This is a genomic window from Pseudomonas sp. OE 28.3, assembly GCF_014268205.2.
GTDB classification, from domain to species: domain Bacteria; phylum Pseudomonadota; class Gammaproteobacteria; order Pseudomonadales; family Pseudomonadaceae; genus Aquipseudomonas; species Aquipseudomonas edaphica.
Genome location: NZ_CP077082.1, coordinates 3,200,305 through 3,218,292, shown reverse-complemented (window position 1 = coordinate 3,218,292; position 17,988 = coordinate 3,200,305). Strand labels below are relative to the sequence as shown.

Sequence of the window (17,988 nt, the reverse complement as noted above, 5' to 3'; positions counted from 1 at the left end):
CCGGGTGGTTATTGGTTTTTGACTAACACCGGCTCTGCGCGGTACTGGTCAGGGAACAATTTTTTGAGCTGCGCCACCTTGGGCAAATCATTGATCACGATGTACGGGTAAGACGGGTTCTCGGTCAGAAAATCCTGGTGATAGGACTCCGCCGGGTAGAACGTCTTGCCCATCTCGACCTTGGTCACGATCGGCTTGTCGAACGCTTTGGCGGCGTCCAACTGGGCGATATAGGCCTGTGCGACTTTTTGCTGTTCGGCATTTTGCGCAAAGATTTCCGAACGGTACTGGGTGCCGCTGTCCGGGCCCTGGCGGTTCAGTTCAGTGGGGTTGTGGGCCACCGAGAAGTAGATCTGCAACAGCTTGCCGTAGCTGACTTTGCTCGGGTCGTAAGTCACCGACACCGATTCGGCGTGGCCGGTATCGCCGTCGCTGACCGACTCGTACTGGGCCGTGTTTGCAGCGCCGCCGTCATAGCCGGATACGGCGTTTTTCACGCCTCGCACATGCTGGAACACACCTTGGACACCCCAGAAGCACCCCCCGGCGAACACCGCGGTTTGCAGGTTGCCGGGCTCGGCGGGCAGGTCCATGGCCGGTGGTGCGATCATCACCGCGTCGTCGGCACCACCGAAGGAGAACGCCGAGCTTTGGCCGACGAAAGCGGCGAAGGCCAGTGCGGGTAAAATCTTGAGAAGCTTCATAGAACTCACTCCAGTACGCGGTCAAGTGTGGGAGCTGGCTTGCCTGCGATGGCACCGGCAGATCCAACATCATCGTCGGCAGGTACACCGCTATCGCAGCGATGCGGCGACCCGACAAGCCAGCTCCCACATGGATCAGGTTTTCACTTCAACCGAAGGTGAAGGCATACGCCGACACATGCGGGTCGAGAAATTCGATGCTGAAGGTGCGGTCCTGCACGGCGCCGCTCTGACGCACCAGTTGGTAAAGGCGCTGCTCGGTCACCGTACCGCTGCCATCCGGCGCCACATCGGTGCCATGAGCATCGCCTGGCGCCTGGCCATCAATCGTCACCTTGAAGCGCACCGGCTTGCCATCGGCGCCAGGCCCCAGCACCAGGTGCAGGTCACGGGCATGAAAGCGGTAAACCACACGCCCGCCGGCCTGGTCGAGGGTGGCTTGCTGACCGCCGACATTCCATGGGCCTTCCAGGGTCCAGTTGTTCAGGGCCAGGTGGCCGGCCGCCGGGTAATTCACCACTTTGTCGGTGCCCAACGTGCCGGTGGTGACGAAGTTTTCTGCACGCTGGAAGCCCAGGTAGGTTTCCGGCGATTGCACCTCGTTCATGTCCGGCGCTTGCTGCACACCCTTGGCATCGGCCTCGATCAAACCACCGGCGACGGTGGTCGCGCCGGCCTCACGCAGCAGTTGCTGAATCACCCGCTCCGACTCGGCGTAGTCGCCTTCACCGAAGTGGTGATAACGAATCTGGCCCTTGGCATCGGCAAAGTAATGCGCCGGCCAGTATTGGTTGTTGAAGGCGCGCCAGATCTTGTAGTTGTTGTCGATCGCCACCGGGTAGGTGATGCCCAGGTCTTTCATGGCCTTGGTGACGTTGTTCACGTCGCGTTCAAAGGCAAACTCCGGGGCGTGTACGCCGATCACTACCAAGCCCTGGTCTTTGTATTTCTCGGCCCAGGCTTTGACGTAAGGCAAGGTGCGCAGGCAGTTGATGCAGGAGTAGGTCCAGAAATCCACCAGCACCACTTTGCCCTTGAGTGCTTCGGCGGTCAGCGGCGGGCTGTTGAGCCATTGCACCGCGCCCTCCAGCGGCGGCAGCGTGCCTTCGATAGGCAGTGTGTCGCTGTGGTTGGCCGCCGCCATCATGGCGCCACCGGCCATCATCGCCCCGCTCTTCTGTGCAGGTTTGGCGCTCAGTGTGTCGACCAGGCTTTGTTCAAGGCCACCGGTTGAGGCGGTCGACAAGCGCGACAACACGCCCGTGTCCAGGCCCAAGGCGATGGCGGCCACACCGGCCAGCATCAGCGCACCCAGGCCACGGCGCAGCCATTCGCCGGCGCCCAGGGATTTTTTCATCAAGCCAAAGACTTTACCGCCGACCAGCAAGGCCAAGGCCAGGGAGGTGGCAGCCCCGGCGGCGTAGGCCAGCAAGAGCAAGGTAGTGCCGATGCTGGCCCCTTGCAGCGCGGCGCCGGTCAGCACCAGCCCCAGGATTGGCCCGGCGCAAGGCGCCCAGAGCAAACCGGTGGCCACGCCGATCAGGAACGACGCGCCCGGACGCGGTTTGGCATCGGCCCCGGCGGCCTCCGACAAACGACTGCCGGCGGCCACCAATGGCCGCGTCAGTCGCTCCGAGAGTTTCGGCAGCAACAGCGTGAGCCCGAACAGGGCAACGCACAGCAACGCGAGCCAACGCCCGTATTGATTGACTTGCACCACCCAGCCGCCGCCCACCGCAGCCAGTGAGGCCACTAGGGCGAACGTCACCGCCATCCCCGCTAACAGCGGCAAGCCACTGCGCATAAACGGCTGCCCGGTGCGAGCGAAGACAAAAGGCAGAACAGGCAGGATGCACGGGCTGACAATTGTCAGCACGCCGCCCAGATACGCGAGAACCAGCAGCCACATGGAATCGACCCTTATACGAATTAAAAATGGACATCGGCTTAAGCCGCCGTGAACGTCATGGCGACGCCATTCATGCAGTAGCGCAGGCCTGTGGGCGCCGGGCCATCGTCAAAAACGTGCCCTTGGTGGCCACCGCAACGGCGACAATGAATTTCCTTGCGTACCACGCCATACGAGGTGTCGACGTGGCTGGCGACCGCGTTGTCCAGCGGCTGCCAGAAGCTTGGCCAGCCGGTGTGGCTGTCAAACTTGGTGGTCGAGGAGAACAGCGGCAATGCGCAACCGGCACAGGCAAAGGTGCCAGCACGGTGTTCATCATTGAGTGTGCTGCTGTAAGGGCGTTCGGTGCCCTCCTCGCGCAGCACGTCAAATTGCTCAGCCGTCAGCAGGCTGCGCCACTGAGCCTCGGTATGGCTGACCTCAAAGGTCTCGGCCGCTTCGACTTCGGTGACCATGTTGAGCTGTTTCAGCAGGCCACCGGCCATGACGGCGACACCCAGGCCACCACCGGCCAGCAGCATTTGTCGACGTGAGTACATACGATTCTCCTCAACCCATAGGCATTCATGGCGAGCGTGCAACTGTGGCGAGCGGGCTTGTTGTGGCGAGCGGGCTTGCCCCGCGTTGGAGTGCGCAGCGCTCCCGCTTTTTTGGGGCCGCTACGCAGCCAGCGCGAGCAAGCTCGCTCGCCACAACAGCGCACTTGCAATGTCGCCATCCTGAGCCTTGGGCGGTCGCGAAATCCTCACGCAGAGTTAAACAATTCGTGATAACTACACTGTGGCAAAAGCCGCACAATGCGCGGACTACAAGCGAAGGTTTTCTTATATGGATCAGCCCAAACGCGTCCTGGTGGTCGAGGACGATGCCCATATTGCCGACTTGATCTGCCTGCACCTGCGCGACGAGCAGTTCGAGGTGGTGCACAGCGCCGATGGCACCGAGGGCCTGGGCCTGCTCGAACAAGGTGGCTGGGATGCACTGATCCTCGACCTGATGCTCCCCGGCGTCGACGGCCTGGAGATCTGCCGCCGTGCCCGTGCCATGGCGCGCTACACACCGATCATCATCACCAGCGCGCGTTCCAGCGAACTGCACCGCATCCTTGGCCTGGAGTTGGGTGCTGACGACTATTTGGCCAAGCCGTTCTCGATGCCGGAGTTGGTGGCGCGGGTCAAGGCACTGTTGCGCCGGGTGGACGCGATGGCGCGCAACCTGAAGATGGACGCCGGCAGCCTTGAGCTGGGCGCGTTGTTCATCAACCCGCTGACCCGTGACGCCACCCTGCAAGGCCAGCGCCTGGACCTCACGCCGCGCGAATTTGACCTGCTGTACTTCTTTGCCCGTCAGCCGGGTAAAGTCTTCTCGCGCATGGACCTGCTCAACGCCGTGTGGGGCTACAGCCACGAGGGCTACGAGCACACCGTGAACACCCATATCAACCGGCTGCGCGCCAAGGTCGAGGTCGACCCGGCCAACCCGGCGCGCATCCTCACGGTGTGGGGCCGTGGCTACAAATTCGCCGAGAGCGCCGCATGAAGCTGACCCTGACCCAACGCCTGTCGGTGGTGTTTGCCGTGTTGCTGGTGATCTGCAGCGGCACGTCGGCCTGGCTGCAGGTGCGTTCCAACCACATGCATGAACTGGAAGTGGTGCAAGGCCTGTCCCGTGACTTGGCGGCGCACATTGCCCGCGATACCCAACTGATGGACGCCGACGGCCTCAAGCCGGATGCCGTGCGCAACCTGTTCAACCAACTGATGCTGGTTAACCCGAGTGTCGAGGTGTACTTGCTCGATATTGACGGCCGTGTGGTGGGTAACGCCGCACCCAGCGGGCATTTGCTGCGTGACCATGTGGACCTCGCGCCGGTCCGACGTTTTCTCAGCGGTGCCATGCTGCCGATCCTTGGCGATGACCCGCGCAGCGTCGACGGGCGCAAAGTATTCAGTGCTGCGCCGCTCAAGGCCAACGGCCAGCAAACCGGCTTTCTGTATGTGGTGCTGCTGGGCGAAGCCCATGATGTGTACGACGCCAAGGACGCCACCGGCATGGCCTTGAAGATCGCCCTGTGGTCCATCGGCCTGGTCGCCCTGCTCTGCCTGATGGCGGGCCTGATCGCCTTTGCCTGGATTACCCGGCCACTGCGCCAACTGACCGACAAGGTCGGCCAGTTCGACATTAACGGCGCGCCGAAAGCCGCCGAAACGGCTGTTCCCGAACTCAACAGCGGCGATGAAATCGCCGTGCTCGACCAGGCCTTCGTGCAGATGGAAAACCGTTTGGGCGAGCAATGGCGCGCCATCACCCATCAAGACCAGGAACGTCGGGAGATGGTCGCCAATATTTCCCACGACCTGCGCACGCCATTGGCGTCGTTGCATGGCTACCTGGAAACCCTGTCGCTCAAGGATGCGAGCCTGAGCCCCGAAGAACGCCGGCGCTACCTGGGCATTGCGCTGGACCAGAGCCGTAAAGTCGGCGGCCTGGCCCAGTCCCTGCTGGAACTGGTGCGCCTGGAGCACGGTTTTGTGCAGCCGGTGATAGAAGGCTTCTCGCTGCCGGACCTGGTGCAAGATATCTTTCAGAAATTCGAACTGACCGCTGAAGCCCGTGCCATCACCCTCATCGCCACCCTGCCGCCCCAGGTGCCGACGGTGATGGCCGACCTGGGCCTGATCGAACGGGTGCTCACCAACCTGCTGGACAACGCGTTGCGCCATACGCCGGTGAATGGAGAAGTCGAGGTGATCCTGGCGCCCGAGGCCGGTGCCGTAGCAGTCATGGTCAGCGACAGCGGCCCCGGAATCGATGCCCAATTGCGCGAAGGCTTGTTCCTGCGCGCCTTCACCATCGGCGGCGCGCGCCGCGATGGCGGCCTGGGCTTGCGCATCGTGCACCGCATTCTGCAACTGCATGGGCGCAGTATCGAACTGGTGGAGCGCCCAGGGCATGGCGCGACGTTCAGGTTCTGCCTGGAAACCCGAGCCTCAACGCGTTGACTTGCGACTAGGCTGGCATGGCGGCCTGTGCCGCCATACCTTTTTTGCACTGCCTGCGCCCTTTGCGAACCAGCCCTACACTTTTGCTCAGTGTTTACAGCAGGCCTCCGCCGTCGATATCAATTACCGCGCCGGTGACAAAGCCATTTTCCATGGCCAGTACATAACCCGCCGCCACTTCATCCGCCTGCCCGACTCGCCCCACTGGCAACGCCGTGCCGGCCTTGGCGAACATCGCCAGGCGTTGCTCTTCTGCCAACCCCGCATACGCCGGCGTGTCGATCACACCTGGGCTGATCACGTTGACGCGCCGTGGTGCCAACTCTTTTGCGAGCTGCTTGCCCAGCGCTTCAGTCGCAGCATTGATACCCGTCTTGATGAACTGCCCCGCCATCAACTTACGGCCCAGTTGGCCCGAGGTCAGGCTGATGCTGCCGTGCTCTGCCAAAAATGGCAGCGCTTGCTGAATCGCACGCAATGCACCCCAGAGTTTCACGCTGAAATTGTCCTGGGCCTCGTCCAGATCGGTCTCGACCAGCGGTTTTGCCCGCACTGACGGGCCGGAGGTAAACACCAAGTGGTCAAAACGCCCGACCGTCTCGAACAAACGTTGCAAGGAGGCGCTGTCGGTGACGTCGACCGGTTCGCTGCGCACAGCGTTTTCGACACCCGAGGTCAAACGCCGCCCGGCCAGCACCACGTGTGCACCACGGGCGCTGGCGGCCTTGGCCACGGCGGCACCGATGCCGCTGCTGCCGCCGATCACGATAACGGTTTTACCGCTGAGGGAAGATGTCATTGGGGTTACTACCTGGCTAAAAAAGTGAGCGTTGATCTTCTCAGCTTGGCAATCGGCGAAAAATCCCGGTAAAACGACAAGATCTTTAAAGGATTTTTACAAATGAGCTCGACCCTGGACCTTGAAGTGTTCGTGCGCACCGCCGACACCGGCAGCCTGTCGGCGGCGGCGCGCAGCCTCAACCTCACCCCGGCGGCGGCAAGTATTGCGCTCAAGCGCCTGGAAACCCGGCTGGGCATCCGCTTGCTCGCCCGCTCGACGCGTAGCATGCGCCTGACCGAAGAAGGCCGGCGCTACCTCGACAGCGTGCGCGTAGCCCTCGAAGCGCTGGCCGAAGGCGAGCAGGCGATCAAGCAACAAGGCCAGAGCTTGAGTGGGTTATTGCAACTGGCAGCACCTTCGGACTTCGGCCGCAATGTACTGCTCGGCTGGCTGGATGAGTTCAAGCTTGCGCACCCGACGATCCGCCTGCAGCTACTGCTCAACGACAGTAACGCGGATCTGTTCCGCGACACCGTCGACATTGCCCTGCGCTTTGGTGTGCCGAGGGATTCCAGCCTGGTGGCGCTGCCCGTGGTACCCGGCCACCATCGTATCCCCTGCGCCAGCCCCGACTACCTGGCGCGCCATGGCACACCGCGCACGCCGGCCGACCTGGCGCAGCACAGTACATTGCGCTACATGCGCCGTGGGCAGGCAAACAGCACCTGGTACTTTCGCCAAGGCGCCTTGCTGCAGGAGGTCGAGGTGTCGGGTGACTACCTGAGCGATGACGGTGAAATCGTGCGGCGCTGGGCGCTGGCGGGCCACGGCATCGCCTATAAGGCCAACCTGGATATTGCCGGCGATATCAAGGCTGGGCGGTTGGTGCCGCTGCTGCCCGACTGGCAAGGCGAGCCCACGCCGTTCAACCTGATGTGCCCACATCGCCTGCAAGTGTCGGAACGGGTGAAAGTGCTGCATGGTTTTTTACAGCAGCGCTGCCAGACCTTGCTGAGTGTATGAAGAAACGCGCGCAGGGCTTGTTCCAGAGCCGCCGAGTCTGGTATTGCATGGGTAACGTTTCCCTGCCATGAGGAGCTTTGCATGATTTACCGCACATTGGGCCAGTCCGGGTTGAAGGTCAGCGCACTAACCCTGGGCACCATGATGTTTGGCGAGCAGACCAACACGGAAGACTCGCTGCGCATCATCGACAAGGCCTGGGACCAGGGCATCAATTTCATTGACACGGCCGACGTCTACACCGGTGGGCGCTCCGAGGAAATCGTCGGCGAGGCCATTGCCCGCCACCGTTCGGATTGGGTGCTGGCCACCAAAGTCGGCTTTGGCCCGGCGGACGGCCTGCCCAACCGCAGCGGCTTGAGCCGCAAGCGCATGTTCAATGCACTGGAAGCCAGCCTGAAGCGCCTGGACACCGACTACCTGGACATTTATTACCTGCACCGCGAGGACCACGACACGCCGCTGGAAGTCACCGTGTCGGCGATTGGCGACCTGATCCGCCAAGGCAAGATCCGCTATTGGGGCCTGTCCAACTACCGTGGTTGGCGTATCGCCGAAGTGATTCGCGTGGCCGAGCGTCTGGGGGTCGACCAGCCGATCATCAGCCAGCCGCTGTACAACATCGTCAACCGCCAGGCCGAGGTCGAGCAACTTACCGCTGCAGCCGCCTATGGCTTGGGCGTGGTGCCTTACAGCCCACTGGCCCGTGGCGTACTCAGTGGCAAATACGCCCCCGACGTGACGCCCGAAGCCGGCAGCCGTGCGGCGCGCCAGGACAAGCGCATCCTGGAAACCGAATGGCGGGTGGAGTCATTGCGCATTGCCCAGCAGATTCAGCAATACACCCAAGGACGGAGTGTGGGAATGGTCGAGTTTGCAATTGCCTGGGTGCTGAACAACTCCGCGGTCAGTTCGGCGATTGTCGGGCCGCGTACCGAGGCGCAGTGGGATGCGTATACCGGGGCGCTGGCGGTGAAGATCACGGCAGAAGATGAGGCGTTTATTGACTCGCTGGTGACGCCAGGGCATTCGTCTACGCCGGGGTTTAATGACGTGAGCCATTTTGTGTCAGGGCGTATTAGTCGGTAGTCATACCCCGCCCACCGTCGCCAGTGTGGGCGGGTTTGTTGGTTACCGAGTTATAGTTTTATATCCGCTTTTACACCTAACCCATGGGCGGCTTCCCTGGCCTCTTCTTGTGTCACAGGTTGTTGTTTTAATATCTTCGCCAGCACGGCGGCGACAGATCTGTAAGTACCATAGCCAGGCACAAACCCCTGAGCGGCAGTCGCAAAGTTGGTAAGTATCGCGTTCATTTCACTTTTTGGCAGACCGAATACCCTGCCGATATCGTTGTTCTTATTCAAAAAAAGCAACACGGCATTGACGGGGTTATCCAGGCCGCGTTCGACGGTATCGGCAGTTGCTTTGTCGACTCCAAGCGCTTGCAGGAGCGTTGAGACCCCGGAAAATGGACTTTCTAGAAAATTGGCGAAGGCGTTGACCACAGAGTTCAGATCACCATTGCCCCTGAAGACGAGTTCTCGCAGTTGTGGCAATGTGATGGGAACCAGTGGCAATTGACTATGGGCGCCATTTTTAAGGAAGTAAAAATTCCCCTTGTCACCCGAACCCAGCAAGTTGCCGTGAAAGTCGTACCGATAGACCACTTTCTCTCCATTGGGCCGCACGCCGCTAAAGGTCGGCCTGCCGTGATCGACCGATTCCAATTGCTGATTGACAAGTCCGTTGACAAACCTGATCGTCGTAGGGTTTTCACTGGTTCGATCCAAGTGCTCAAACACATTCCCTACGATCTGCTGGCCTGGTCCTATCAGCATATTGGGTGCGCTGCCTTGCGTTGCGGATGCACGCGCCTGTACTGCTGTTCTGACAGGGGAAGTCGCTGTTTTGTCGACAAAATGGGCAAGAAACGCGTTAAAGGCGTCAGTCTTTTTCGGTAAACTTTTCAGAAAATCGTCGATTGCCTGATAACTGTTAAACTCATAACTTGATTTAAAGTCCTTCTCCGGCATCCACAATACAAAATTCACGGCGCCCTGCACGATCGGTTCGCGTTTGACAATAAAACTGTCCCTGGCCGAATAAGGACCCACGTTGAAGCAATAAGCACTGACGCGAGGTTGTTTAGAAGTATCTGGAGAGGCAACCGCGTCCAGTAATTCCTTACCGTCCGCCGTGAGTACGCCGCTGTTGTTATCTCTGGCGACCGACTCGAAAAAAGTCTTATAGGTTTCAAGTTTTTTCCAGGACGGTGTGTCACCTTTCGGAAACGCAACGCTTTCGCCGAACCTGCCTATAATGCCGGGCAAGCCGTTGAAGGTAGCAGGTGAAGAGCCATAATAGGGGGAAATGCCATGCATAGAGTGGACCTCATTATCTAATGTCTTAGTCTGCAACCCTCTGAACCACTCCTTGCCAGAGCCATGGTTATCATCACGCAGTGATGACGACCACCGAAGTCGCGTCTAACTTATTTCCATTAGTTGATGTTTTTTGCAGAGCATTAATAAGCCATGCAAAACTTTCCATGCAAAACCAAGCGCAGTCATGCTAGCCGCGAAAAGTCATACTTGTGTGGCACGGGGGTAGGAAGGTGTTCCATTAAAATGTTGTAATCGGCGTGACAAAGAGTGTCACGAACCCTATATTCCCCACCTAAGTTCCCCTTCTTCTGTAAAAATCAGCTTTCGCGAGGACAGTGTGTCTAAAGGTGTTGTTTTATCGGTCTTGGCCTCGGTGTTGTTTGCCGTGATGTATTACTTCACCTCGCTGCTCACGCCCTTGAGCGGCCTGGAGATTTTTGGTTGGCGCATGCTGCTGACCGTGCCGTGCATGACGGTGTTCATGATCGTCAGCGGTGAATGGCGGCGCGTGTGGGAGTTGCTGCGAATGCTGGCGGCCAGGCCGCGGCTGATCGGCGGCGTGGTGCTGTCGTCCGCCCTGCTGGGCGTACAGTTATGGCTGTTTATGTGGGCACCGTTGAACGGGCGCAGCCTGGATGTGTCGGTGGGGTATTTCCTGCTGCCACTGACCATGGTGCTGACCGGGCGCCTGGTCTACGGCGAACGCTTGTCGCGCTTGCAGCAGATCGCGGTATTTTTTGCCGCGCTCGGGGTGCTTAATGAGTTGTACCAGGCCGGTGGTTTTTCCTGGGCCACGCTGGTGGTAATCATTGGGTACCCGATCTACTTCGTGGTACGCAAATACCTGAGCACCGATCACCTGGGTGGCTTGTGGCTGGACATGGCGCTGATGCTGCCGGTGGCCTGGTGGTTTGTGCAGCATGGCGAACAAGGTTTTGCCGTGCTCGAGCTGCACCCCAAGCTCTATGCGTTGATTCCAATGCTGGGTTTGATCAGTGCCTCGGCGCTGGTGAGCTACATCATCGCCAGCCGCTTATTGGCCTTCAGCCTGTTCGGCTTGCTCAGCTATGTGGAGCCTGTGTTGCTACTGTTCGTGGCCTTGTTGCTGGGCGAAGGCATCAAGGGCGGCCAGTGGCTGACGTATATCCCGATCTGGCTGGCGGTGATGGTGCTGGTGTATGAAGGTTTCAAGCATCTGCTGCGTCAGCGCAAAGCCTGATGCGCAGGCAATAAAAAGCCCGGCCGGGGGTTAACCTCGGCCGGGCTTTTTTGTGCTTAGTCGGTGGTCAGTACACCACGACGCACCTGGTCACGCTCGATCGACTCGAACAGTGCCTTGAAGTTGCCCTCGCCAAACCCATCGTCGCCTTTGCGCTGGATGAATTCGAAGAACACCGGCCCCATCAGGGTTTCCGAGAAAATCTGTAGCAGCAGGCGTTTGTCGCCCTCGATCGAGGAGCCGTCCAGCAAAATACCGCGCGCCTGCAGTTGGTCCACCGGCTCGCCGTGGTTTGGCAGGCGGCCTTCGAGCATTTCGTAGTAGGTGTCCGGCGGCGCAGTCATGAAGCGCATGCCGATCTTCTTCAGCGCATCCCAGGTCTTGACCAGGTCTTCGGTGAGGAACGCCACGTGCTGGATGCCCTCGCCGTTGAACTGCATCAGGAACTCTTCGATCTGGCCGGCGCCTTTGGACGATTCCTCGTTCAGCGGGATTCGGATCATGCCGTCCGGGGCACTCATGGCCTTGGACGTGAGGCCGGTGTATTCACCCTTGATATCGAAGTAGCGTGCTTCACGGAAGTTGAACAGTTTCTCGTAGAAGTTGGCCCAGTAGACCATGCGGCCGCGATACACATTGTGGGTCAGGTGGTCGATGACCTTGAGGCCTGCTCCTACCGGATTGCGGTCGACACCTTCGAGGTACACGAAGTCGATGTCATAAATCGAGCTGCCTTCACCGAAACGGTCGATCAGGTACAGCGGCGCACCGCCAATGCCTTTAATGGCTGGCAGGTTGAGTTCCATCGGGCCGGTTTCGATATGAATCGGCTGGGCGCCCAGTTCCAGCGCGCGGTTGTAGGCTTGCTGCGAGTCTTTGACGCGGAACGCCATGCCACACACCGACGGGCCGTGTTCGGCGGCAAAGTACGACGCCAGGCTGTCGGGCTGGTTGTTGAGGATCAGATTGATCTCGCCCTGGCGATACAGGTGCACATTCTTGGAGCGGTGGGTCGCGACTTTGGTGAAGCCCATGATCTCGAAGATCGGCTCCAGGGTGCCTGGAGTCGGCGATGCGAATTCAATAAATTCAAAGCCCATCAGGCCCATCGGGTTTTCGTATTGGTCGGCCATTTCGGCACCTCATCATTCTTGTAAGTAGCAAGCAGTCAATTACAGGCAAGGATGAGGTTGCAGGGTGGCGCGCACGAGAGGCCCCGCACGCTGCGGGCGAGGAAGTCACCAAAGATCAGGGGGGAGCCGAGTAGCTTCATGATTACATCAGTCTCTGACGGCCGAGGCTTGCGTGAGCGCAAGTCCATATTCTTGTATGCGTAAATCGATTCTACACAGCGTAACAGTATTTGTCCGCACTCTCATCAAATCCCTATTGCCCTGGGCTGCGCAAGGGGTTTGTTGCACAGATAGATGCCCAACAGGATCACCGCGCCACCCAGCGCCATGGGTAACGTCAGTTGTTCGCCGAGCAGCAGCGCGCCGCAGATCACCGCCGTCAGCGGGTTAAGCGCGATGAACACGCCCGCGCGGGTCGCGCCGATACGCCGGATGCCATCGTAATAGCCGATGTACGCCAGCGCGGAGCCGAGCACACCCAAATACAACAGGCTCACAACCTGCGACCAGTGCAGGCTGACGACCCCTTGTACGGTGAAGCGTCCGGTGAGCGCGGTGGCCAGTGTCAGCATCAGGGTGCCGAGCAATACTGACCACGTGACGGTTTGCAATGGCCCCAGGCTTTGATTCAACGCGCGGGAAAACAACGAGTAAATCCCCCACCCCAGCACACAGCCAAACACCAGCACGTCGCCCTGCCAGGTACTCGATGCACCTTGCAGCAGTTGCGGGTTACGACTGACGATCACCGCCGCAGCGCCAGCCAGGCACAACGCCATGCCCAGCACCTTGGCAGCGCCGAGGCGCTCTTTGAACAACCACCAGGAAGCCAGGCCGATCACGGCCGGATTCAACGCCACGATCAATGAAGCGCGCGAGGCATTGATGTACTGCAGGCCGTAGAAAAAACACAGGTTGTAGAAAAAGATCCCGAAAAAACCCAGCACTGCCAGACGTAGCAGTTGCCGGGGACGTGGCCGCGCCAGCGGGATGCGTGCACACAGCATAAACAGCAGCAGCGCCAGGCTGGCCAGGATAAACCGCAGGCTGGCGGCCAGCAGCGGGTCTACTTGATGGGCCAGGTAGCGCCCGGCGACAAAGGTGCCACCCCAGATCATGGTCACAGCGGCGAGCTTCAGGTAGGTGAGGCGATCAGATGAATGATGCATTAGCAGTTGCTCGACAGGTGGCAGGGTTGGCATATTCTTCGACTAATGTTCAGTAATCGTAAAATGAGCCTTTACTCATGACCTTGACCCAACTGGAAATTTTTTCACTGGTGGCCGAGCTGCAAGGTTTCACCAGTGCGGCGCACCGCCTGGGTATCAGCCAGTCGGCGGTGTCCCATGCGGTCAAGGCCTTGGAGCAGGAGCTGGGCGTGGAATTGTTTCGGCGCCACCAGACGTTGGTGGAGCTGAGCGATATCGGCGCGCAATTGCTCGGGCGCGCCCGTGCCATGCTCGGCCTGGCCGCGACGTTACAGCAGGAAGCCGCCGACGCCCGTGGCATGAAGCGCGGCACCTTGCGCATCGGCTCCTTCGGCCCCACTGCGTCGGTGCGCTTGTTGCCGACAATCCTCAGCCATTTTCGGCAGGCCTACCCGGGCATTGAAGTGCATGTGGACGAGGGGCCAGACCGGCAAGTCATCCAGTGGCTGGACGAGCGGCGTGTCGACGTGGGTTTTGTGGTGCTCGCCGACACGCCAACAGACAGTGAGCGTTTCGACACCGTGGCGTTGTTCGAGGATCAGCTTGTCGTGTTGTTGCCGGCCACCCATGCGCTGGTTGCCAGCACATCAGTACCTTTGCAAGCTCTGTGTGACGATCCGTTCATTCTCACCGAAGCCGGCTCATCAGAGCTGGTGATGCGCTTGTTCAGCGACGCGCGTTTGCGGCCCAACGTGCGGTATCGCTGTGCCCAATTGCTCAGTACGCTGGAAGCCGTCAGCCGTGGCGACGGGTTGAGCATCGTGGCGCAGGCATCGTTGCCCGAACGTGTCGACAGTCGTTATGTGGCACGGCCATTATCACCGCCGGTGCCGCGCCGGATCGGCCTGGCGGTGTTGGACCGGCGCCAGGCCTCACCTGCTGCCCTTGCGTTCCTCACACTCGCGCAAGGGCTGCAACACACCGGCACTCACCGATAACTCATGGTGAACGAAGCCAACCCGTTGGCCGTACCGGGTCGGATCATTTTTTCGGTTTGCACATAACGAGCGGTCAAGGGGATCGTGATGGTGCCGTTGCTCGTGCTTGTCACCCGCCATTGGTTCAGGTTGTCGACGGCCGAAGAGTCGGCGCCATAGTTGAGCACTGAGGGGCCACTCAACAGCTGTATTGCCACACCCTTGGCTGTCGAAGTACGCGTCAGCGACAACTGATTGCCGCGATTTGCGGGGTTAGTCTGGTCGGTCACCGTGACCCAGATATCCAGGCTGCCACCGGTTCCCCCGGCACAGTCCAGCCTGATGTTATGGCTCACGCTTGCAGCGTAGCTGCCTACACCCCTGAAATCACGGCTGGCCACAGGCCCCATCGGCATGACAACCGAGGGTGTCGAGACATGGCAGGTAGGCCGCAGCGGCGGCGCTATGACCGCGTTGCTCAGGCTTACCGAAGCGTAGCCCGGGCCTGAGGTCGTGACATTGGTCAGCGTGTAGTTGGCAAACGTTCGCGCAGTGATCGTGCCGGCCGAGACAGGACCGGTGGCCACCAGGTAGATCCGCCCCTGGAGCCCCCACCCATTGGGCCTGTTGTGTTTGACGGTTAATAACGCCGTGGTGCCGTGATGGAGTGGGTGAAAAGGCTGGCCGGGGTCCCTGGCCATCACCGCGAATCCCACTCCGGGCAGGTTGGTGGCGTAGACCGGCATCGAGAGGCCGGACGCACTGAACGTGATCCCCGTAGCCGGCGAATTGACTATGCTTATGTTCGCTGTCACGGGTTGTTCGATAGGCCAATCCTTGTATTGACAGCGCATTACATAGCCATTGCCACTATCGAAGTCGTAGCCGTTTGCCGCGCCCAGGGCCTGCCCGATCTGTACGTGGCCCTGCAAGGTGATAGGCGCAATCGAGACATTCAGGTTTGCCTGGGGCGAACAATCGCCAGCATTACCAAAGTGCGCTTGGGCAGGCATTGCGAAAGCCCAGCCGCTCAGCAGTGCGACGACGCCGGAAAACCTGATCGTGAAGCGTTGAGCACCGTTCATCGTGTGACTCATCAGGTGTTCTCCTCATAGCGACACTGGCTGACCAATTGATCTGTATTTTCCTGGCGGCGACCGGGTTCACGGGCAGGTAGATGGTAACGAATGAAACACCGCTCGCCCGCCGCCTCAGCCCACTGCACGGTCAGCCTGCCGTGGTCGGCAACCCCGCGTACAAAAGCCTTGCCCGCCTGGCCAACCACCCCGACTTCGTTGCCCTGCTCGTCAAATACCTGGGCTGCGAACGGCAGGGGTCTGCCGTTCGGGTGGGTGGCTTTGATCACTACCGCCCGGCCGCTGACGGTCTCGAATTTGACCAGCGATATTGCGCCCAGGGTCGGTACCACGGAACGGTTCGACTCCTTTAATTCCACGTCCATGGGCATGCCTTGCGGGTCGATGTCCACGGCGTTGGGCTGGTACGCCCGCAAAGAAGGCATGACCCCATAACCCTGCTTGTCGATACGCACCCCGGAACCGCCGAGCTGCGCTCCCTGGGCATCCGGCGCATACACCAGCGCCGAAGCTTCACCGAGGTTTTGCGCCAGGGTGACGCCACCGCTGTGGGCGATCAGGCCGCCGTCGACGCTCATGGACACTTGCGCATTGCCCTGGCGCTGGCCATAACCGCCGCGCAGGTTGGCTGCGTTACTGCGATAGCCCGCGTAAGCGTTGAAGCTTGAGCCGCCGTGATCGCCGGTGCCGCGACTGCCGACCAACCCGTAATGGGTGTGCGCCGTATCCCCCAACAAACCATTGATGCCGACTTGTTGCTGACTGCCGCGCGACTCACCTGCATCCCGCGACAGTGAACTGCTCAGGGTCGGTGCGCGCGTGCCCTCGCCCAATGGCATGGAGAGGCTCAGCACCCAGTGATTCTCAACGCGTTCGGTTCGCGTCGAGCGGCCGAAGAAAATATCCTCACCGCGTTCGCGGTCGCTCGCCCGATACAGCTCGCTGACTCTCGAACGCTGCGCCGAGAGGTTCCAACTCAGCGACTTCCAACTGGCCCCATAACTGGCGGTGAACGACGTCTGGCGCCCTTGCTGCCCGGCCCAGTAGTCAGTGGAGCTGCCATACAAACTCAGGGTGCCCTCCCCCAGCTGCTGGCTGATCGTCAGGTCCAGGCGGCTCTTTTGCCGGGCATAGCTGTCCAGATTCCCACCATGACGGCCCAGGTCGCGCACATTCAATGCGTCCGGCAGGTTCAGGTAGCCATCGGTCGAGAAGCGATAGGCGCCGAGTGCAAAATGCGTTCCCGAAAACGGCACATTCTTGTTGTAGGCCAGGCCAAGGCTTTGTCCGTGGGCCAGGGCTTGCCCCTGCACCTGTGTGCGCGAGTGGGTAGTGTCCAAGGCGAATGCACCAACAGGCGTACTCATCGCCAGGCCCGCCTTGCCTTGGCTATAGCCCTGGGAAAGCGTGGCGCCGCCATAAACGGTGAGGTTATCGACTAGCCCATGTTGCAGCGTGCCTTGAAACACTGAAGCGTTGGCATCACTCACACCATGCTGCTGCACCCGGCCCACCGTTGCGCTGTAGTGTGTGGCGCGGTAACGCAACAGTTGCGGGGCCACCGAATAAGGCACGACAAAGGTGCTGCGTCGCCCGTCTACCTCGGTGACACTGACGTCGAGGTCGCCTCCGTATCCCGTGGGGTAGAGATCATCGATCACAAAAGGCCCAGGCACCACAGTGGTTTCGTAAAGGGTGTAGCCGTTCTGGCGCACCGTCACCGTGGCATTGCTGTCGGCAACGCCGCGCACCTGAGGCGCATAGCCTTGTTGCGACGGCGCAAGCATACGGTTATCCGTGGCCAGCGTAACGCCACGCACGCGCACGCCATCAAGGATCTGACCGCTGCTGAAACTGTCACCTACGGTCAGTTGCGACTGCCAGGCTGAAACGGCGCGTTGCAAGTAGGTGGCCGTGGCTTGATAAGGCAAGTGGCTGCTTCGCGAAGCCCAGGCTTGCCCGCCCTGGTGGCGCAACCGCCAGTCACCCAGGTTGACCCCGCCGTCGAGGCCAAGATAACTGCGGTCTTCACCCGCACCTGATGTCACCACAGCGGCGCTGTAGGTGTAATTGAGCAGTGCGGCATCAACGCCCGCGTCCCATTGGGCGGGGTCAATGTAGTCGCGTGCGGAGCCATTGATGTAGACCTGCGGGATGCTGACATCCAGGGTCAGGGACTCGACATCGACATGGCTGCTGGCCATGGGCATCCATGCGGCGAAATCGCGACAATCCCCCTCGGCGCCTGCCTCGAACTTGCGCAGTACTACTCCGAGTTCGGCCAGTTGTTGCGCGCTCACACAGGGTTGCGCAGCGTCCTGTTTGTCCAGGTTTACGAAGGTGATCGGGCGACGGCCCAGCGATTGGCCGTTGAGTATCACGTCAACGCGATAAACCCCTGGCGTCAACACATTGCTGGTATTGAAGCGTGAGAGATCCGCCGGGCTGGACACACCGCTGGTGAAGGCCTCCAGGTCAAACAACAACGGGGCAGCCTCGGCCGATAACACGAGCGTGCTCAGCAGGCCGAACAACAGCACCAGCCGAGGGTGGGAAAACAGCCAGGCAGTGCCTTGGCAAAACGTGAATGGCAACAAGGCAGGCATAG

At 60.3% G+C, this 17,988-nt stretch carries 15 protein-coding genes; 6 read left to right on the top strand and 9 right to left on the bottom strand.

Annotated elements, in window-relative coordinates; translation table 11 throughout:
• Nucleotides 1-8 precede the first annotated feature (8 nt).
• The 3 genes from msrA to msrB form a co-directional block, all read right to left on the bottom strand.
• The gene (gene msrA / locus HU759_RS14550; protein ID WP_170038333.1) at nt 9-704 is read right to left on the bottom strand and encodes a peptide-methionine (S)-S-oxide reductase MsrA; all 696 of its coding nucleotides are present in this window, start codon (nt 702-704) and stop codon (nt 9-11) included.
• A gap of 148 nt (nt 705-852) precedes the next feature.
• A complete protein-coding gene (locus HU759_RS14545) occupies nt 853-2,613 on the bottom strand; it encodes a cytochrome c biogenesis protein DipZ (RefSeq protein WP_186616950.1) in 1,761 nt (586 codons plus the stop codon).
• Nucleotides 2,614-2,651: 38 nt separating this feature from the next.
• On the bottom strand, nt 2,652-3,152 hold the full coding sequence (gene msrB, locus HU759_RS14540) for a peptide-methionine (R)-S-oxide reductase MsrB (RefSeq protein ID WP_186616952.1): 501 nt from the start codon (nt 3,150-3,152) through the stop codon (nt 2,652-2,654).
• Nucleotides 3,153-3,441: 289 nt separating this feature from the next.
• Between msrB and HU759_RS14535 the strand changes: the two genes are divergently transcribed.
• Both HU759_RS14535 and HU759_RS14530 read left to right on the top strand, forming a co-directional pair.
• The gene (locus HU759_RS14535) at nt 3,442-4,152 is read left to right on the top strand and encodes a response regulator transcription factor (RefSeq protein ID WP_017135515.1); all 711 of its coding nucleotides are present in this window, start codon (nt 3,442-3,444) and stop codon (nt 4,150-4,152) included.
• Nucleotides 4,149-5,615 carry a HAMP domain-containing sensor histidine kinase gene (locus HU759_RS14530; protein ID WP_186616954.1) on the top strand — a complete coding sequence of 489 codons (1,467 nt, stop codon included), beginning with the start codon at nt 4,149-4,151 and terminating at the stop codon, nt 5,613-5,615. The genes HU759_RS14535 and HU759_RS14530 overlap by 4 nt, the downstream gene beginning before the upstream one ends.
• Nucleotides 5,616-5,709: 94 nt before the next feature.
• On the opposite strand, the gene HU759_RS14525 is transcribed toward HU759_RS14530, so the two are convergent.
• A complete protein-coding gene (locus HU759_RS14525; RefSeq protein ID WP_170038339.1) occupies nt 5,710-6,414 on the bottom strand; it encodes an SDR family oxidoreductase in 705 nt (234 codons plus the stop codon).
• Between the two features lie 102 nt (nt 6,415-6,516).
• Between HU759_RS14525 and HU759_RS14520 the strand changes: the two genes are divergently transcribed.
• Both HU759_RS14520 and HU759_RS14515 read left to right on the top strand, forming a co-directional pair.
• A complete protein-coding gene (locus HU759_RS14520; protein ID WP_138451283.1) occupies nt 6,517-7,419 on the top strand; it encodes a LysR family transcriptional regulator in 903 nt (300 codons plus the stop codon).
• Between the two features lie 81 nt (nt 7,420-7,500).
• Nucleotides 7,501-8,508 (top strand): aldo/keto reductase, encoded by a 1,008-nt coding sequence (locus HU759_RS14515; protein ID WP_186616957.1) that lies wholly within the window; start codon nt 7,501-7,503, stop codon nt 8,506-8,508.
• Nucleotides 8,509-8,558: 50 nt separating this feature from the next.
• Here HU759_RS14515 and HU759_RS14510 read toward each other — a convergent pair whose 3' ends face one another.
• Nucleotides 8,559-9,803, bottom strand: coding sequence for a hypothetical protein (locus tag HU759_RS14510; RefSeq protein ID WP_169985909.1), 1,245 nt, complete (start codon nt 9,801-9,803; stop codon nt 8,559-8,561).
• 340 nt (nt 9,804-10,143) lie between these two features.
• On the opposite strand from HU759_RS14510, the gene rarD reads away from it, so the two are divergent.
• Nucleotides 10,144-11,025 (top strand): EamA family transporter RarD, encoded by an 882-nt coding sequence (rarD, locus tag HU759_RS14505; RefSeq protein ID WP_017135509.1) that lies wholly within the window; start codon nt 10,144-10,146, stop codon nt 11,023-11,025.
• Between the two features lie 56 nt (nt 11,026-11,081).
• Here the strand turns inward: rarD and hppD are convergent, their stop codons facing one another.
• Nucleotides 11,082-12,158, bottom strand: coding sequence for a 4-hydroxyphenylpyruvate dioxygenase (gene hppD, locus HU759_RS14500; protein ID WP_017135508.1), 1,077 nt, complete (start codon nt 12,156-12,158; stop codon nt 11,082-11,084).
• Between the two features lie 245 nt (nt 12,159-12,403).
• The gene (locus HU759_RS14495; RefSeq protein WP_099549859.1) at nt 12,404-13,327 is read right to left on the bottom strand and encodes an EamA family transporter; all 924 of its coding nucleotides are present in this window, start codon (nt 13,325-13,327) and stop codon (nt 12,404-12,406) included.
• Between the two features lie 77 nt (nt 13,328-13,404).
• Here HU759_RS14495 and HU759_RS14490 point away from each other — a divergent pair, with 77 nt between their 5' ends.
• Nucleotides 13,405-14,304 (top strand): LysR substrate-binding domain-containing protein, encoded by a 900-nt coding sequence (locus HU759_RS14490; RefSeq protein ID WP_017135506.1) that lies wholly within the window; start codon nt 13,405-13,407, stop codon nt 14,302-14,304.
• Here the strand turns inward: HU759_RS14490 and HU759_RS14485 are convergent.
• On the bottom strand, nt 14,295-15,380 hold the full coding sequence (locus HU759_RS14485) for a fimbrial protein (RefSeq protein WP_017135505.1): 1,086 nt from the start codon (nt 15,378-15,380) through the stop codon (nt 14,295-14,297). The two genes, HU759_RS14490 and HU759_RS14485, sit on opposite strands and share 10 nt — an antisense overlap.
• The gene (locus HU759_RS14480) at nt 15,380-17,986 is read right to left on the bottom strand and encodes a fimbria/pilus outer membrane usher protein (RefSeq protein WP_186616959.1); all 2,607 of its coding nucleotides are present in this window, start codon (nt 17,984-17,986) and stop codon (nt 15,380-15,382) included. Before HU759_RS14480 ends, HU759_RS14485 begins: the two co-directional genes overlap by 1 nt.
• Between the last annotated feature and the right edge of the window lie 2 nt (nt 17,987-17,988).

What these genes read in the sequence shown, in the direction of transcription:
- HU759_RS14485 (WP_017135505.1), bottom strand. Translation starts at nt 15,380, where the DNA reads ATGAGTCACACGATGAACGGTGCTCAACGCTTCACGATCAGGTTTTCC.
- HU759_RS14535 (WP_017135515.1), top strand. Translation starts at nt 3,442, where the DNA reads ATGGATCAGCCCAAACGCGTCCTGGTGGTCGAGGACGATGCCCATATT.
- HU759_RS14480 (WP_186616959.1), bottom strand. Translation starts at nt 17,986, where the DNA reads ATGCCTGCCTTGTTGCCATTCACGTTTTGCCAAGGCACTGCCTGGCTG.
- HU759_RS14545 (WP_186616950.1), bottom strand. Translation starts at nt 2,613, where the DNA reads ATGTGGCTGCTGGTTCTCGCGTATCTGGGCGGCGTGCTGACAATTGTC.
- HU759_RS14490 (WP_017135506.1), top strand. Translation starts at nt 13,405, where the DNA reads ATGACCTTGACCCAACTGGAAATTTTTTCACTGGTGGCCGAGCTGCAA.
- msrA (WP_170038333.1), bottom strand. Translation starts at nt 704, where the DNA reads ATGAAGCTTCTCAAGATTTTACCCGCACTGGCCTTCGCCGCTTTCGTC.
- hppD (WP_017135508.1), bottom strand. Translation starts at nt 12,158, where the DNA reads ATGGCCGACCAATACGAAAACCCGATGGGCCTGATGGGCTTTGAATTT.
- HU759_RS14525 (WP_170038339.1), bottom strand. Translation starts at nt 6,414, where the DNA reads ATGACATCTTCCCTCAGCGGTAAAACCGTTATCGTGATCGGCGGCAGC.
- HU759_RS14515 (WP_186616957.1), top strand. Translation starts at nt 7,501, where the DNA reads ATGATTTACCGCACATTGGGCCAGTCCGGGTTGAAGGTCAGCGCACTA.
- HU759_RS14520 (WP_138451283.1), top strand. Translation starts at nt 6,517, where the DNA reads ATGAGCTCGACCCTGGACCTTGAAGTGTTCGTGCGCACCGCCGACACC.
- HU759_RS14530 (WP_186616954.1), top strand. Translation starts at nt 4,149, where the DNA reads ATGAAGCTGACCCTGACCCAACGCCTGTCGGTGGTGTTTGCCGTGTTG.
- HU759_RS14495 (WP_099549859.1), bottom strand. Translation starts at nt 13,327, where the DNA reads ATGCATCATTCATCTGATCGCCTCACCTACCTGAAGCTCGCCGCTGTG.
- HU759_RS14510 (WP_169985909.1), bottom strand. Translation starts at nt 9,803, where the DNA reads ATGCATGGCATTTCCCCCTATTATGGCTCTTCACCTGCTACCTTCAAC.
- msrB (WP_186616952.1), bottom strand. Translation starts at nt 3,152, where the DNA reads ATGTACTCACGTCGACAAATGCTGCTGGCCGGTGGTGGCCTGGGTGTC.